Genomic DNA, 13406 nt, shown 5'->3' with positions numbered 1-13406 from the left:
TGAAGACGTCAACCTTGAAATATTCAACGCCGACCCAATCACCGAAGACGTGTCGGACGCGGCGCCCCAGGCCGAAACCGGAGCCGCACCCAAGAAATATGCGCCGCTTGATGCCGCCGCGGAATCGCAGGCGCACCTCAGCGCCGAGATGAAGTCGATCGGCGAAGCGTACGCGAAGGCGCTCAAGGACGGCGCCCCGGCGGAAACCCAGCCCAGGCTGGACTACGCACCGTACCGCAGCAGCGTCCTGCGCCACCCGACCAAGGACCTGCACCACGCGGATCCGGAAACCATCGAGCTGTACTCGCCGGCTTTCGGGCACATGGACGTTCACGCGCTGGAATCGGACCTGACCATCCAGCACAACGGTGAGCCCGTGGGTGAACGCATCCTGGTGTCCGGCCGCGTGCTCGACGGCGACGGACGTCCCGTGGCGGGACAGCTCGTGGAGATCTGGCAGGCCAACTCCGCCGGCCGCTACATCCACAAGCGGGACCAGCACCCTGCCCCTCTCGACCCCAACTTCACCGGCGTGGGCCGCTGCATTACCGGCGCGGACGGCTCCTACAGCTTCACCACCATCAAGCCCGGCGCGTACCCATGGAAGAACCACCTCAACGCCTGGCGGCCGGCGCACATCCACTTCTCGCTGTTCGGGCAGGAGTTCACCCAGCGCATCGTCACCCAGATGTACTTCCCCGGTGACCAGCTCTTCCCGCTGGACCCGATCTACCAGTCCATCGTGGACCAGGACGCCCGCGACCGCCTGGTGGCCACCTATGATCACGACCTCACCAAGCCTGAGTGGGCGATCGGCTACAGGTGGGACATCGTCCTGACGGGCTCCAAGCGGACCTGGACCGAAAACGAAGCGTTTGGTACAGCAGGTGACGAGAGTGAATAGGCAGACGAATAGTCGGATGAGTAACCCCGCGAAGCTGACCCCCACCCCCGGCCAGACCGTTGGCCCGTTCTACGGCTACGCCCTGCCGTACGAAAAGGATCGTGAGCTGCTGGCTCCGGGTTCACCGGGCTCCATCCGCCTGCAGGGCACCGTGTACGACGGCGCCGGCCACCCCATCCCGGACGCGATCCTGGAAATCTGGCAGCCGGATTCCGAAGGCAACGTCGTGCACCGGACCGGTTCGCTGGTCCGGGACGGCTACACGTTCACCGGCTTCGGCCGGAGTGCGGTGGGCAACACCGGCGTGTACACCTTCACCACGGTCAATCCCGGTCCCACCGAGCCCCGTGCGGCCGCCTTCATGTCCGTGGCCGTGTTTGCCCGCGGCCTGATGAACCGGCTCTTCACCCGCGTGTACCTGCCGGAGAACGAGGAAGCCCTGGCGGCCGATCCGCTGCTATCCTCCCTGGACGCGGAACGCCGCAGCACGCTGATTGCGCGCCGCGACGCCGACGGCGGACTTACCTGGGACATCCGTCTGCAGGGCGAGGGCGAAACCGTGTTCCTCGACTTCGAGGGTGCGGCTGGCGGGGGCGCCGCGCAGTGACTGGTTCCCACGTGTCCGACGGCGACGTCGGCCTCCTGACTCCCGTGTCGGCGTCGCCTTTGGTGGCGGCGCTGACGGGGGACCGGGCGGTCCTCGCGGCGATCCTCGCCGTCGAGGCCGGCTGGGCCTCGGTGTTGGAGAAGGCCGGCCTCGCGCCGGCCGGCTCCGCCGCCGTGGTGGCTGCCGCCGCGGAGGTGGACCGCTACGACGTGGCCGGCATCGCCGTCCGCGCCCAGGGCGGCGCCAACCCGGTCATCCCGCTGTTGGCTGACCTCCGTGCCGAGGTCAAGGCCCTGGACACGGATGGTCTGGGCGCCCTGCGTGCGGTGCACACTTCGTTGACCAGCCAGGACGTACTGGACTCGGCGCTGATGCTGCTGGCCAGGAATGCTGTTCGTGCCCTCCTGGCTGACGTTCGCGGAATTACAACGGCGCTGGCGGCGTCCGCGGAGCAGCATGCGGACACGCTGTGCGTCGGCAGGAGCCTGACGCAGCACTCGCTGCCGTTCACGTTCGGGCTCAAAGCGGCGCAGTGGTTCCACGGTCTGGCCGCCGCGGCCCGGCGGCTGGAGGCAGTGGAGCTGCCGCTGCAGACGGGCGGCGCCGCGGGAACCCTCGCGGCCGCGACGGTGCTCACGCAGGGCTCGGTGGACACCCCCTTCGATCTGTCGGGCAACCTGGCCGCGCAACTTGGCCTGGCGGCAGCGCCGGGGCCGTGGCACACCAACCGGCTGGCGGTCACGTCCCTGGGCGATGCCCTGGCGGCGGTGACGGATGCGCTGGGCAAGATCGCCAGCGACGTGCTGTTCCTCAGCCGGCCGGAAGTGGGCGAGCTCGCCGAACCGCGGGCCGCCGGACGCGGGGTGTCCTCGGCCATGCCGCAGAAGCAGAACCCGGTGCTCTCCGTGCTGGTCCGCAGCGCCGCACTGCAGGCCCCGAACCTGGCCGCGCAGCTGCACCTGGCGGCGGCCAACTTCAATGATGAACGTCCCGACGGCGCCTGGCACAGCGAGTGGCCGGCCTTCCGGCAACTGCTCCGCCTGGCGTTGGGTGCGGCAGGGCACCTTCGGGAACTCGCCGACGGCCTGCAGGTTTTCCCGGACGCCATGCGCCGCAACCTGGAACTGTCCGGGCCGCTGCTGCTGAGCGAAGGAGTGTCCGCCGCCGTGGCGCCGCTCCTCGACGAGCGGGACGGCAGGAACGGCAAGCAGCAGCTCCAGGACGTGGTGGACCGGACGCTCCAGGCTCCGCCCGCGGAGCAGTCCGGAACGTACCGCCGCCTGCTGCGGGAGGCCGTGCCCGCCAGTGCCTTGTCCGACGAACGGCTGGAAGAACTCCTGGATCCTGCCAGCTACCTGGGGCAGTCCGCTGAAATTTCCCGCCGCATCCTGGCTGCCTACCCGGACTTTGCCGGCGGCGGCGCACCTCCGGCCGATGCAAGCCAAAACATCCCCGCTGCACCAACGACCGCAACAGACCTGAACGGAGACCCCCGTGGCTAGACCAACAGTCAAGGCAGTACTGCTCTCCCCCCAGCGCCCGCTGGGGGACAAGCCCCTGCTGGTGGTGGGGCCGTCATTAGGGACGTCCTCGGTGCTGTGGACCCAGGCCGGCGCCCTGCTCGGGACCGACGTCGACGTCGTCGCCTGGGACCTCCCCGGCCACGGCGTGTCCCCGGCCGCGACGGAACCGTTCGACGTCGCCGAACTGGCTGACGCCGTCGTCGAACTTGTCGATTCAATTGCTCCGGGCGAAAGGTTCCACTACGCGGGCGTGTCCCTCGGCGGGGCCATCGGCCTGCAGCTGGGCATCAAGCACGGCGAACGCCTCAGGAGCCTCTCCGTGCAGTGCTCCGGCGCCAAGATCGGCACACCCGAAGGCTGGCTGGAACGCGCCGAGACCGTCCGCACCCAGGGCACCGCGGTGATGATCCAGGGATCGGCCGAGCGCTGGTTCGCCCGCGGCTTCATGGACCGCGAACCCGAGGTCAGCAGCCGCCTGCTGCACTCCCTGCGGGACGCCGACCGCTTCAGCTACGCCTTCTGCTGCGAAGCCCTGGCGGGCTTCGACGTCCGCGCCGAGCTGGGCAGCATCCGGGTTCCCACCCAGGCCGTGGCGGGTGTGGAGGACACCGTGGTGCCGCCGTCGTTCGCCAAGGAAATCGTGGACGGCATTACCGCCGGCGGCGGGACCGCAAACGCCGTGACGCTGGAAGGCGTGGCACACCTGGCTCCTGCCGAGGCGCCCGCCCACGTAGCAGAGCTGCTGCGCAGCCTCATCACCTGGAGCGAAACCAGCGGGGCAGCCAAATGAGCGGCTCCGAACCATCCGGCGGGGCACCCGCCGGCCTGGAACGGCACGGGGTGGTCCAGCCGGACGCCACCAGCCAGGAAATCTACGACGGCGGCATGGTGGTCCGCCGCGAGGTGCTGGGCGCGGCGCACGTTGACCGCGCCAACGCCAACAAGGATGCGTTCACCGAGGATTTCCAGGACATGATCACCCGTATCGCCTGGGGTGGCATTTGGACCCGGCCGGGCCTGACCCGGCAGATGCGTTCGGCCGTCACCATCACCGCCATGGTGGCGCACGGGCACTGGGAAGAACTGGCCATGCATATCCGCGCGGCCCTCACCAACGGCCTGAGCAGGGACGAAATCAAGGAAATCCTGCTGCAGACCGCCATTTACTGCGGAGTCCCCTCCGCCAACACCGCTTTCAAGACAGCACAACAGGTTTTTAGAGACATGGACGCGACCGCCCCGCCCAACTAGGTAGCAGGAGATGTCGTTTTGAGCCCTCATAACGACATTAACTGCGACCTGGTTGGGATTATCAGACGGAATTAGAGGAATAGTTATGAACCACGCTTTTGTGTACGACGCCGTGCGCACGCCTTTTGGGAAGTTCGGCTCCGGCCTTGCCGCTGTCCGCCCGGATGACCTCGCCGCGCATGTGATCGGTGAGATCGTCAACCGCGCGCCGAAGCTCGATGTGGAGCGGATCGATGAGGTCGTGTTCGGCAACGCGAACGGCGCGGGTGAGGAGAACCGCAACGTGGCCCGGATGGGCACGCTGCTGGCGGGGTTGCCGGTCTCGATCCCGGGCACCACGGTGAACCGGCTTTGCGGGTCGTCGCTGGACGCGGCGATCATCGCTTCCCGGCAGGTGAACGCCGGGGACGCGGAGCTGATGCTGATCGGCGGTGCCGAGTCGATGTCCCGGGCGCCGTGGGTGCTGCCGAAAACGGAGAAGCCCTACCCGGCCGGGGACCTGAACCTGGCCTCCACCACGCTGGGCTGGCGGCTGGTGAACAAGGCGATGCCGAAGGACTGGACCATCTCCCTGGGCGAGGCCACCGAGCGTTTGGCCCAGAAGTACGGGGTCACCCGCGAGCAGCAGGATGAGTTCTCCGCGAACTCCCACAACCTGGCTGCCGCGGCGTGGGACGAGGGCTTCTATGACAACCTGGTGGCGCCGGTGCCGGGCACGGACCTGGTCCGGGACGAGGGGATCCGTGCCGGGTCTTCGGCGGAGAAGCTCGCCGGGTTGAAGACGGTGTTCCGTACCGAGAACGGCACGGTCACCGCGGGGAACGCGTCCCCGCTCTCGGACGGCGCGTCCGCGGCGTGGATCGGGTCCGAGAATGCCGCCGGGCTCCTCGGGATGGAGCCGTTGGCGCGGATCGCGGGCCGCGGTGCGCACGCGAACGATCCGCAGTTCTTCGGCTACGCCCCGGTGGAGGCTGCGAACAAAGCCCTCGCGAAGGCCGGGATCGGCTGGGACCAGGTGGGCGCCGTCGAACTGAACGAAGCGTTCGCCGCGCAGTCCCTGGCCTGCATAAACGCCTGGGGCATCGACCACGCAATTGTGAACCGGCACGGCGGCGCGATCGCGATGGGCCACCCGCTCGGTGCCTCCGGCGGACGCATCCTGGGCACCCTGGCCCGGTCCCTGCAGGCCTCCGGTGAACGCTGGGGCGTCGCCGCGATCTGCATCGGCGTCGGCCAGGGCCTCGCCGTCGTACTTGAGAATGTTTCCGCTGGAGCAAAGGGATAGGCGATGCTGAATTTCATTGACACCGTCGGCGAGGCTGTCGCCGGCATCAAGGACGGCTCCACCGTCATGATCGGAGGCTTCGGCAACGCCGGGCAGCCGTTCGAACTGATCGACGCCCTGATGGACTGCGGCGCCCGCGAGCTCACCGTGGTCAACAACAACGCCGGCCAGGGCGACCAGGGCCTCGCGCTGCTGATCAAGGAAGGCCGGGTGAAGAAGATGATCTGTTCCTTCCCGCGGCAGTCCGACTCCTGGCACTTCGACGCCAGGTTCCGGGCCGGTGAGATCGAGCTGGAGCTCGTCCCGCAGGGCAACCTGGCCGAGCGCATCCGCGCCGCAGGCGCCGGGATCGGCGGCTTCTTCACGCCCACCGGCTACGGCACCATGCTGGCCGAAGGCAAGGAAACCCGCATCCTTGACGGCCGCGGCCAGGTCTTCGAGACTCCCATCCACGCCGACGTCGCGCTCATCAAGGCGCTTAAGGCCGACGGCAAGGGCAACCTCGTCTACCGCAAGACCGCCCGCAACTTCGGCCCGATCATGGCCGCCGCAGCCAAGCACACGGTGGTCCAGGTCTCCGAAATCGTCCCGACCGGAGACCTCGACCCGGAGATCATCGTGACTCCCGGAATCTACGTCAACAGCATTGTGAAGGTGGCCTGAGATGAGCGTCCAATCCAACAGCCGGGCCGGCATTCAGACGTCCGACAAGCCGCTGGGCCGCGACGACCTCGCCCGCCTGGTGGCAAAGGACATCAAGCCCGGCTCCTTCGTGAACCTGGGCATCGGCCAGCCCACCCTGGTGTCCAACTACCTGCAGCCGGAGCAGAACATCACGCTCCACACCGAGAACGGCATGCTGGGCATGGGCCCGGAGGCCACCGGCGACCAGATCGATGGCGACCTCATCAACGCCGGCAAGATCCCCGTGACGGAACTGCCGGGGGCGTCCTACTTCCACCACGCCGACTCGTTCGCGATCATGCGCGGCGGGCACCTGGACATCTGCGTCCTCGGCGCGTTCCAGGTCTCGGCCACCGGTGATCTCGCCAACTGGCACACCGGCGCGCCGGACGCCATCCCTGCGGTGGGGGGCGCCATGGACCTTGCAACGGGGGCCAAGGACGTCTTTGTGATGATGACGCTCCTGACCCGCGACGGAGCGTCCAAGATCGTGGAGGCCTGCACCTACCCGCTCACCGGCGTGGGCTGCGTGACCCGCGTGTACACGGACAAGGCCGTGTTCCTCACGAGCCCGGACGGCGTCCAGGTCCGCGAGACCTTCGGCTGCACCCTTGAGGAGCTTCAGGACCTGGTTCCCGTCCCCCTCACGGCAGCCCCCGCCGTCGAACCTTAACCCACTGGCGCGAACGGACAGTTAAGCCCCAAACGCCAGCGCGAACGGACAGTTAAGCCCCCAACGTTGGGCCTCAAGTGTCCGTTCGCGCTCCGGGGCGGGGCCGCCGGAAGTGTCCGTTCGCGCTGAACGGGAGGCGGAGCCTAATAGGATTGGTAACCATGACCGACGCAGCAGCCGAGACCGCGCCCAGGCCTTCCTCTGCGCCCCAGGCCAGTGACCAGTACGTCCAGTCCCTCGCCCGGGGGCTGGCCGTGATCCGCGCCTTCGATACCGACCACCCGGTGATGACGCTCACCGAAGTTGCCGCGCGGACGGACCTGACCCGCGCCACCGCGCGCCGCTTCCTGCACACCCTGGTGGAGCTGGGCTATGTCCGCACGGACGGGAAGACCTTCGCCCTCACCGCGCAGGTGCTGCAGCTCGGCTACGCCTACCTGTCCGGGCTGTCGCTGCCCCAGCTCGCCCAGCCGCACCTCGAGGAGCTTTCGCTGCGGCTGGGGGAGTCGACGTCGGCCGCTGTCCTGGACGGGCAGGACATCGCCTACATCGCCCGCGTCACCACCCGCCGGATCATGAACGTGGGCATCACGGTGGGGACCCGCTTCCCCGCCTACGCCACCTCCATGGGCCGCGTGCTGCTCGCGGCCCTGCCGCCGGCCGCACTGCAGCAGTACCTTGCGGACGCTGAGATCAGGCCGCTCACGCCCCGGGCCATCGGCACCAGGAAGGACCTTGTGGCTGCGCTGGACACGGTCCGCGCGCAGGGCTGGTGCCTGCTGGACCAGGAACTCGAACTTGGCCTGATGTCCGTCGCGGCGCCGGTGTATCACGGCCCCACGAAGGTGGTGGCGGCCATCAACGTGTCGCTGCAGGCCCAGTCGGTGGCTGCCAAACCGGATCCCGGGGCCTACCTGGAGATGGTGCGGAAGGAAACCGTGGAGACGGCCCGGCTGATTTCCGCGGACCTTTCAGCCAAGCACTAGGCCGTCCGGGTCATTCCTTCTGCCCGGGAGTGATCGGCTCCACGGGCGGCCACCATTTGGTGGGCGGACCGATGACAAACCGGCGCCCGGTCAGTTCGCTGGGCGTGATCCGGACCAGGACGTCCTTGGCGCCCTCCTGCCACGGCGACGGAGTCTCGGCAGGGGCGTCCTCGCCCGGCTGCACAGCCTCGGCGACCCCCTTGACCACCACACTCCACGCGATGGTCCCGTAGACGTTCAGCCCGTCGGCTTCAAGGACCACCGGTTCCCCGGAGAGCACCGCGTCCAGCTTGGTCCCCGGGCCGGTCCGGAAAATCACCGTGCCTTCATCCGGCAGGTAGTTCACCGGAAAGATTTCCGGCGCGGCATGGCTGATGACCGCAAGCCGTCCCACGGAGGCGGAGCGAAGGTGCCGCCAGCATTCACGGACGGTGAGTTCTGTTATTTCCGGCCCCGGCCCAGAGGTGTTCATGGTGCTGAGCCTAGGCGTCCGGTCCGCGTTGCGGCAAGGCAGTAAGACCCTGTTTTCAGTTACGCTTCACTTTAGTGAGAACCCCCGACCATTTGCCCGTGAAGGATGCCATGACCCAGCACAACAATGAGCCGGAGAACACGAACGCTCCGGAAGGCAGCACCGCGGCGCAGGCCGGCACCAGCCCCAAGCGCGCCGCCGTCATCATCAACCCGGCCAAGCCCGTGGACTTTGATGTTCGCGGACTGATGGCCAAGCACTGCGCAGATGCGGGCTGGGATGAGCCCATGTGGATCGAAACCAGCAAGGACGACCCCGGCGTAGGCCAGGCGAAGGAAGCGCTGGAGCGGGGCGCCGACATCGTCATTGCCGCTGGCGGCGACGGCACCGTCCGGTGCGTGGCTGAGGTGCTTTCCGGCACGTCCACGCCCATGGGGCTCCTGCCGCTGGGCACGGGGAACCTGCTGGCCCGCAACCTCGGCATGGATGTCACCGATATTGAAGGTGCGATGGCGGGCGCCCTGACGGGCGAGGACCGCAAGGTCGACGTCGTCCGCGCGGTCCGGAGCGATCCGGACAAGGAGCAGCACTTCCTGGTGATGGCCGGCGTGGGGTACGACGCCACCATCATGGCGGACACCAACGAGGACCTGAAGGACAAGGTGGGCTGGCTGGCCTACGTTGACGCGGGCATCAGGAACCTCCCTGGCAAACCGGTGAAGGCAAGCATCGTCATCGACGGCAAGTCGGTGGTCCACCGCCGGGTCCGAAGCGTCATGGTGGGAAACTGCGGCAAGGTCCAGGGCGGCCTGGAGATCTTCCCTGACGCGAAGGTGGATGACGGACTCCTGGACGTCGTGGTCCTGGCACCCCGGGGCAAGCTCGGCTGGTTCTCCGTGGTGGCCGGCATGATCGGCAAGGGCAAAGGCAAGGACACGTCGGTGGAGTACTTCCAGGGCAAGACCGTTGAGATCACCCTTGAACACGCGGACGACTACCAGCTGGACGGTGACCATGAGGGCGACAGCAAGCACGTTCGGATGACCATGCTTCCCGGTGCGCTGACCGTCCGGATGAACGCACCCGCTGCTGCCTAGACGGCAGCGCGCAACAGACATTAAGGGTTCGACGGCGGCCCGGACGGCGGTCCACTCACGTGAGTGGGCCGCCGTCGTCATGCCGGGGCTGCTGGAACTGCAGATTGCTGGCGCTTAGCCGGCCAGCAGCCTGCCCCACCTCGGTGCGAGCAAGGGGGACCCGGCAAGTTTGAGGCAGTGCCACAGCGTCACGGCCACGGAGTCCAGCACCGGAACGCCGGTTTCCTCCTCCACTTCCGCTGCGATGATGGCGCCGTACAGGTTGGTGCAGAGGTAGATCAGGGCGTCCGGCCGTGCTGCCGCGAGCTCCAGCGACCCCGGACGCATTTCGTCGTCCGTGACCCGGCCAAAGGACTCGTTGTCGCTCAGCCCCAGGGCCCGGTGGCCGATGGTCTTGATGCCGTCCCGCTCGTAGGAGGCCATGATCGCGTGGTTGACGTCTGCCGTGTAGGGCGTGAAAAGCCCGATCCGTTCCGTGCCGAAGGACTCGAAAGCCGCCAGGTAGGCCAGCGTGGACGTGGTGGCCGGGATGCCCGTCGCGTCGACGATCTCGCCGACCAGTTCGCGGTCGTGGTCGGCGCCGAGCCAAGAGCCCGACGTCCCGTTCCAGGCGATGACGTCCACGTCCGCCGTCGCCAGGAGCTCGGCGGCGGCCCTCATGACAGCGGGGTCGAACTGCCGGTCCGAGGAATCGTCCAGGGCGATCCGGGTGACCGGGATCCGGGTGAAGTGGATGGTGACGTCGTCCCGGTCGCCCAGGATGCGGTAGCTCTGCGGCTCCAGGCAGGTGTTGGAGGACGGCACGATCATGCCGATGCGGGTTTTGCGTACTTCTGAAGGCATGGCTGCTCCTACTTTGCTGCGGAGAGGGTTGCAGTGGTGGTTACGGGGGCGGACGCCGCGGCGGACGAGAGGTGTTCGCGGAAGCCGTTCCGGGCCACGAAACGCCCCACGGCGCCGGGGTCGTGGAAGCCGCCGGCGTCGAGCACCACCCGTCCTGCGGAGACCACGACGGCGGGCCAGCCGGTGAGTGCCCGGCCGTCGAACGGCGAGAAGTCAGTGCCCATGTGCAGTGCCCCGCCGTCCACTACCCGTTCCTCGACGGGGTCGAAGATCACCAGGTCGGCGTCGAAGCCCTCGGCGATGGTTCCCTTGCGGGGAACGGCGTTGATGCGGGCCGGGCCGGCGGAGAAGACCTCCACGAAGTCCTCCACGCGGCTGCCGGCGGACGCCATGGCGGTGAAGGTGACGGGCATCCGGGTTTCCACGCCGGGCAGGCCGTGCGGCATGGCGCGGATGTCGTCCGTGCGTTCGCGTTTCTGCGACAGGTCGTAGCAGGAGTGGTCCGAGGAAACGGTGTGGATGGCGCCGTCGGCCAGCCGTTCCTTGAGGGCGGCGACGGTTTCGGGGCTGCGCATGGGCGGGCAGCAGGCGTACCACTCGGGGAATGTGGAGCCGTACACAGTGTCATCGAGGGTGAGGTAGTGCGGGCAGGTCTCGGAGTAGGCTTCCTGGCCGCGGGCACGTGCTTCGGTGACGAGGTCGACGGCGCCCGGCGTGGACTGGTGCACGAAGTACACGGGGGCCTTGGTGTATTCGGCCATGGCCAGGGTTTCCTTGACCGAGATTTCCTCGGCCAGTTCAGGGCGGGTCCGGTGCAGGTGTTCGATGCCGATCCTGCCGTCGTCGGCGTGCTGCTGTGTGCAGTCGCTGATGATGGGGTCGTGTTCGGCGTGGATGTAGGTGAGGCCGTCCAGCCGGACCATCTCGCGCATGACCTTCAGGATGGTGTCGCCGTCCGCCATGGTGGTGCCGCGGTTGGTGGTGTACATCTTTACCGAGCGCACTCCCTCTGCGGCGAGTTGCTCCAGCTGCCAGGGTACGGTCTCGTCCCAGCTGACCACGGAGCCGTGCAGGGCGACATCGCAGCGGGATTCCAGCGCCAGTTCCTTCTTGTGCAGCACGGCAGCCAGGGGGGTTTCCTGCGCGTCGCGGGGAATGCCGAAGTCGATGATGGTGGTGGTGCCGCCCCACAGGGCCGCGGTGGAGGTGGTGCGGTAGTCGTCCAGGGTGCGGAAGCGGCCGGTTACCTGGGCCACGTGGCAGTGGCCGTCCACGCCGCCCGGGATCACCAGTTGTCCGGTGGCGTCGATAGTGCGGACTGCGGCGGGGACGGGTTCCGCGGCGTCGATGAGCTGTTCCACGCGGCCGTCGCAGACCACCACGTGGGCGGACCGGCGGCCGAAGCTGTTGACCACGGTGCCGTGGGCGATGACGAGGTCGGGAATGCGGGACATCTTTGTCCTCCTTGGGGACGGCGCCGGAGGGGAAGCCGGCGGCTGGTCGGATTAGCGGGCGGGGGCCGCGGCGGCAGGGAGGGCCGCCTTCTGGGCGGCGGCCAGGGCGGCGTCGAGGTTTTCGGAGAGTCCCTTGCGGGCCTTGACGGGTGGCGGTGCAAACGCTCCGGCGCGGTGCGGGCCGGACTGAAGCCCGACGACGGCCTCCGCCATGCGGATACCGGCGGAGATGCCGTCAACCACCGGAACCGGGATCTGGCCGCGAAGTTCGCGGGCGAGCCCGGCGAGGGGCGCACCGGCGAGGATGACGACGTCGGCCCCGTCCTCCGCCACGGCCTGCCGGCTGAGCGCCAGCAGCGTTTCCTTGAAGTCCTGCTGCACGGAGCTGATGCCGTTGAGCGCCTCGTTGATGGAGCGGATGGAGGCCAGTCGCCCGCCGAGGCCGAAGCGCTCCACGCAGTCCAGGTACCAGGGCCGGATCCGGTCGGAGATGGCGATGATGGAAAACCGGTGGCCCTGCAGGGCGGCGGCGCACAGGGCGGCCTCGGTGATGCCGATGACGGGGACGTCCGTGAGCTCCTTCAGGGCGGGCATGCCCGGATCACCGAAGGCTGCCACAACGACGCCGTCGATGCGGTCCGGGTCGATGCGGTCGTGGTGCCCGGCGCTGCCTCCGGCCGGGCCGCCTTCGGCAGTTACAGCGGCGTATTCGGCGATCACCTCGGCCACTGCTCCGGCGGCGATCACGGACTCGAAGCGGGTTTCGATGTATTCGACGCCGTGCGCGGCGGTGCGGACCACCAGTTGGGTGTCCGGCGAGGCGGAGCGCAGGGCCTCCGCTTCGATCAGCGCCGTCACGTCGTCGCTGATATTGGGGTTGATGACGAGAAGTTTCATTTTTTCTTCCGGTGAAGATCGGGTTCTGTTTTCTGGAAGTCGTCGGGGAACTGTTCGCGGTATTTGCCGATGTGCGATGCCGACTGGGCCGCGGCGCGGTCCGGGTCACCGCTGGCGATGGCGGCGTAGAGTTCCCGGTGCTCCCGGATCAGTTCGGGCAGGTCGCTCACGTGCCGGAACAGCCAGTGCATGCGGCCCTGCAGCGGCTCCAGGGCGGACCTGAGGAAGCCGTTGTCCGCGATCCGGGTGATGGCGTCGTGGAATTCGCTGTTGGCCCGGTGGGCCTCCATGACGGCGCCTTTGGCGAGGCAGCGTTCGGCCTCGTCCAGCAGTCCGGCAAGGTACTTGAGGTCCTCGCCGGTGGCCCGGACCGCGGCGAGCCGGCAGGCCAGCACCTCCAGCGACTGGCGGACGTCGAAGAGGTCCTCCACGTCCTTGGGGCTGAGTGAGCTGACCTCGGCGCCGCGGGCGCCCCGGTCGCTCAGGAGTCCTTCCTGGCGCAGCATCCGCAGCGCCTCCCGGACAGGCAGCCGGGAGACGTTGAACTCCGCTGCCAGGTCGCGTTCCACCAGCCGGGTGCCGGGAGCGTAGTGCCCTTCAAAGATCCTGGTGCGGAGCGTGTCCCGGACAGTCTCGCGGAGGGGGCGTTCCTTGTCCTGGGTTTCTTCTGCGGTAAGCATGGTGCTCCATTCGGGTTTCTTGAGGGGTGGTGCGCTCCCGGCGCCGGGAG

At 68.1% G+C, this 13406-nt stretch carries 15 protein-coding genes; 10 read left to right on the top strand and 5 right to left on the bottom strand.

All coding sequences use genetic code 11. The features are described 5' to 3' along the window. Positions 1-19: 19 nt before the first annotated feature. The 9 genes from pcaH to AC1MDG_RS21010 all read left to right on the top strand — a co-directional run bounded on the left by pcaH (position 20) and on the right by AC1MDG_RS21010 (position 7913). Entirely contained in the window at positions 20-904 is an 885-nt protein-coding gene (pcaH, locus tag AC1MDG_RS21050; protein WP_144406499.1) for a protocatechuate 3,4-dioxygenase subunit beta, read from the top strand. A 16-nt stretch (positions 905-920) separates the two neighbouring features. Next, on the top strand, positions 921-1511 hold the full coding sequence (pcaG, locus tag AC1MDG_RS21045; protein ID WP_479806651.1) for a protocatechuate 3,4-dioxygenase subunit alpha: 591 nt from the start codon (positions 921-923) through the stop codon (positions 1509-1511). 11 nt (positions 1512-1522) lie between these two features. Next, complete coding sequence (locus tag AC1MDG_RS21040) at positions 1523-3013, top strand: lyase family protein (RefSeq protein ID WP_479809155.1); 1491 nt, start codon at positions 1523-1525, stop codon at positions 3011-3013. Next, complete coding sequence (locus AC1MDG_RS21035; RefSeq protein ID WP_479806649.1) at positions 3006-3824, top strand: alpha/beta fold hydrolase; 819 nt, start codon at positions 3006-3008, stop codon at positions 3822-3824. Before AC1MDG_RS21040 ends, AC1MDG_RS21035 begins: the two co-directional genes overlap by 8 nt. Then, positions 3821-4285 carry a 4-carboxymuconolactone decarboxylase gene (gene pcaC, locus AC1MDG_RS21030; protein ID WP_479806648.1) on the top strand — a complete coding sequence of 155 codons (465 nt, stop codon included), beginning with the start codon at positions 3821-3823 and terminating at the stop codon, positions 4283-4285. The genes AC1MDG_RS21035 and pcaC overlap by 4 nt, the downstream gene beginning before the upstream one ends. An 85-nt stretch (positions 4286-4370) precedes the next feature. Then, a complete protein-coding gene (locus tag AC1MDG_RS21025; RefSeq protein ID WP_479806646.1) occupies positions 4371-5570 on the top strand; it encodes a thiolase family protein in 1200 nt (399 codons plus the stop codon). Between the two features lie 3 nt (positions 5571-5573). Then, a complete protein-coding gene (locus AC1MDG_RS21020; RefSeq protein WP_479806644.1) occupies positions 5574-6233 on the top strand; it encodes a 3-oxoacid CoA-transferase subunit A in 660 nt (219 codons plus the stop codon). 1 nt (position 6234) lies between these two features. Continuing rightward, complete coding sequence (locus AC1MDG_RS21015; protein ID WP_479806642.1) at positions 6235-6927, top strand: 3-oxoacid CoA-transferase subunit B; 693 nt, start codon at positions 6235-6237, stop codon at positions 6925-6927. Positions 6928-7088: 161 nt separating this feature from the next. Next, the gene (locus AC1MDG_RS21010) at positions 7089-7913 is read left to right on the top strand and encodes an IclR family transcriptional regulator domain-containing protein (RefSeq protein WP_479806640.1); all 825 of its coding nucleotides are present in this window, start codon (positions 7089-7091) and stop codon (positions 7911-7913) included. A 10-nt stretch (positions 7914-7923) separates the two neighbouring features. Here the strand turns inward: AC1MDG_RS21010 and AC1MDG_RS21005 are convergent, their stop codons facing one another. Continuing rightward, the gene (locus tag AC1MDG_RS21005; RefSeq protein WP_479806638.1) at positions 7924-8385 is read right to left on the bottom strand and encodes a pyridoxamine 5'-phosphate oxidase family protein; all 462 of its coding nucleotides are present in this window, start codon (positions 8383-8385) and stop codon (positions 7924-7926) included. Positions 8386-8495: 110 nt separating this feature from the next. On the opposite strand from AC1MDG_RS21005, the gene AC1MDG_RS21000 reads away from it, so the two are divergent. Then, entirely contained in the window at positions 8496-9482 is a 987-nt protein-coding gene (locus tag AC1MDG_RS21000; protein ID WP_479806636.1) for a diacylglycerol/lipid kinase family protein, read from the top strand. A gap of 114 nt (positions 9483-9596) precedes the next feature. On the opposite strand, the gene AC1MDG_RS20995 is transcribed toward AC1MDG_RS21000, so the two are convergent. From AC1MDG_RS20995 to AC1MDG_RS20980, 4 genes are read right to left on the bottom strand one after another with little or no spacing between them, the layout of a single operon-like run. Beyond that, positions 9597-10325 (bottom strand): maleate cis-trans isomerase family protein, encoded by a 729-nt coding sequence (locus AC1MDG_RS20995; protein WP_479806634.1) that lies wholly within the window; start codon positions 10323-10325, stop codon positions 9597-9599. An 8-nt stretch (positions 10326-10333) separates the two neighbouring features. Beyond that, positions 10334-11779, bottom strand: a complete 1446-nt coding sequence (locus AC1MDG_RS20990; RefSeq protein WP_479806632.1) for an amidohydrolase family protein — start codon at positions 11777-11779, stop codon at positions 10334-10336. Positions 11780-11830: 51 nt separating this feature from the next. After that, a complete protein-coding gene (locus tag AC1MDG_RS20985) occupies positions 11831-12676 on the bottom strand; it encodes an aspartate/glutamate racemase family protein (RefSeq protein ID WP_479806630.1) in 846 nt (281 codons plus the stop codon). Further along, on the bottom strand, positions 12673-13356 hold the full coding sequence (locus AC1MDG_RS20980; protein WP_479806628.1) for a GntR family transcriptional regulator: 684 nt from the start codon (positions 13354-13356) through the stop codon (positions 12673-12675). Before AC1MDG_RS20980 ends, AC1MDG_RS20985 begins: the two co-directional genes overlap by 4 nt. Positions 13357-13406 lie beyond the last annotated feature (50 nt).

Source organism: Arthrobacter sp. AIWTK1, assembly GCF_056680535.1.
This window is presented reverse-complemented; position numbering and strand designations above follow the sequence as displayed.

Excerpts from the sequence above, each read along its gene's own strand:
- pcaG (WP_479806651.1), top strand. The coding sequence starts at position 921 with ATGAGTAACCCCGCGAAGCTGACCCCCACCCCCGGCCAGACCGTTGGC.
- pcaC (WP_479806648.1), top strand. The coding sequence starts at position 3,821 with ATGAGCGGCTCCGAACCATCCGGCGGGGCACCCGCCGGCCTGGAACGG.
- AC1MDG_RS21025 (WP_479806646.1), top strand. The coding sequence starts at position 4,371 with ATGAACCACGCTTTTGTGTACGACGCCGTGCGCACGCCTTTTGGGAAG.
- AC1MDG_RS21020 (WP_479806644.1), top strand. The coding sequence starts at position 5,574 with ATGCTGAATTTCATTGACACCGTCGGCGAGGCTGTCGCCGGCATCAAG.
- AC1MDG_RS21015 (WP_479806642.1), top strand. The coding sequence starts at position 6,235 with ATGAGCGTCCAATCCAACAGCCGGGCCGGCATTCAGACGTCCGACAAG.
- AC1MDG_RS21010 (WP_479806640.1), top strand. The coding sequence starts at position 7,089 with ATGACCGACGCAGCAGCCGAGACCGCGCCCAGGCCTTCCTCTGCGCCC.
- AC1MDG_RS21005 (WP_479806638.1), bottom strand. The coding sequence starts at position 8,385 with ATGAACACCTCTGGGCCGGGGCCGGAAATAACAGAACTCACCGTCCGT.
- AC1MDG_RS21000 (WP_479806636.1), top strand. The coding sequence starts at position 8,496 with ATGACCCAGCACAACAATGAGCCGGAGAACACGAACGCTCCGGAAGGC.
- AC1MDG_RS20995 (WP_479806634.1), bottom strand. The coding sequence starts at position 10,325 with ATGCCTTCAGAAGTACGCAAAACCCGCATCGGCATGATCGTGCCGTCC.
- AC1MDG_RS20990 (WP_479806632.1), bottom strand. The coding sequence starts at position 11,779 with ATGTCCCGCATTCCCGACCTCGTCATCGCCCACGGCACCGTGGTCAAC.
- AC1MDG_RS20985 (WP_479806630.1), bottom strand. The coding sequence starts at position 12,676 with ATGAAACTTCTCGTCATCAACCCCAATATCAGCGACGACGTGACGGCG.
- AC1MDG_RS20980 (WP_479806628.1), bottom strand. The coding sequence starts at position 13,356 with ATGCTTACCGCAGAAGAAACCCAGGACAAGGAACGCCCCCTCCGCGAG.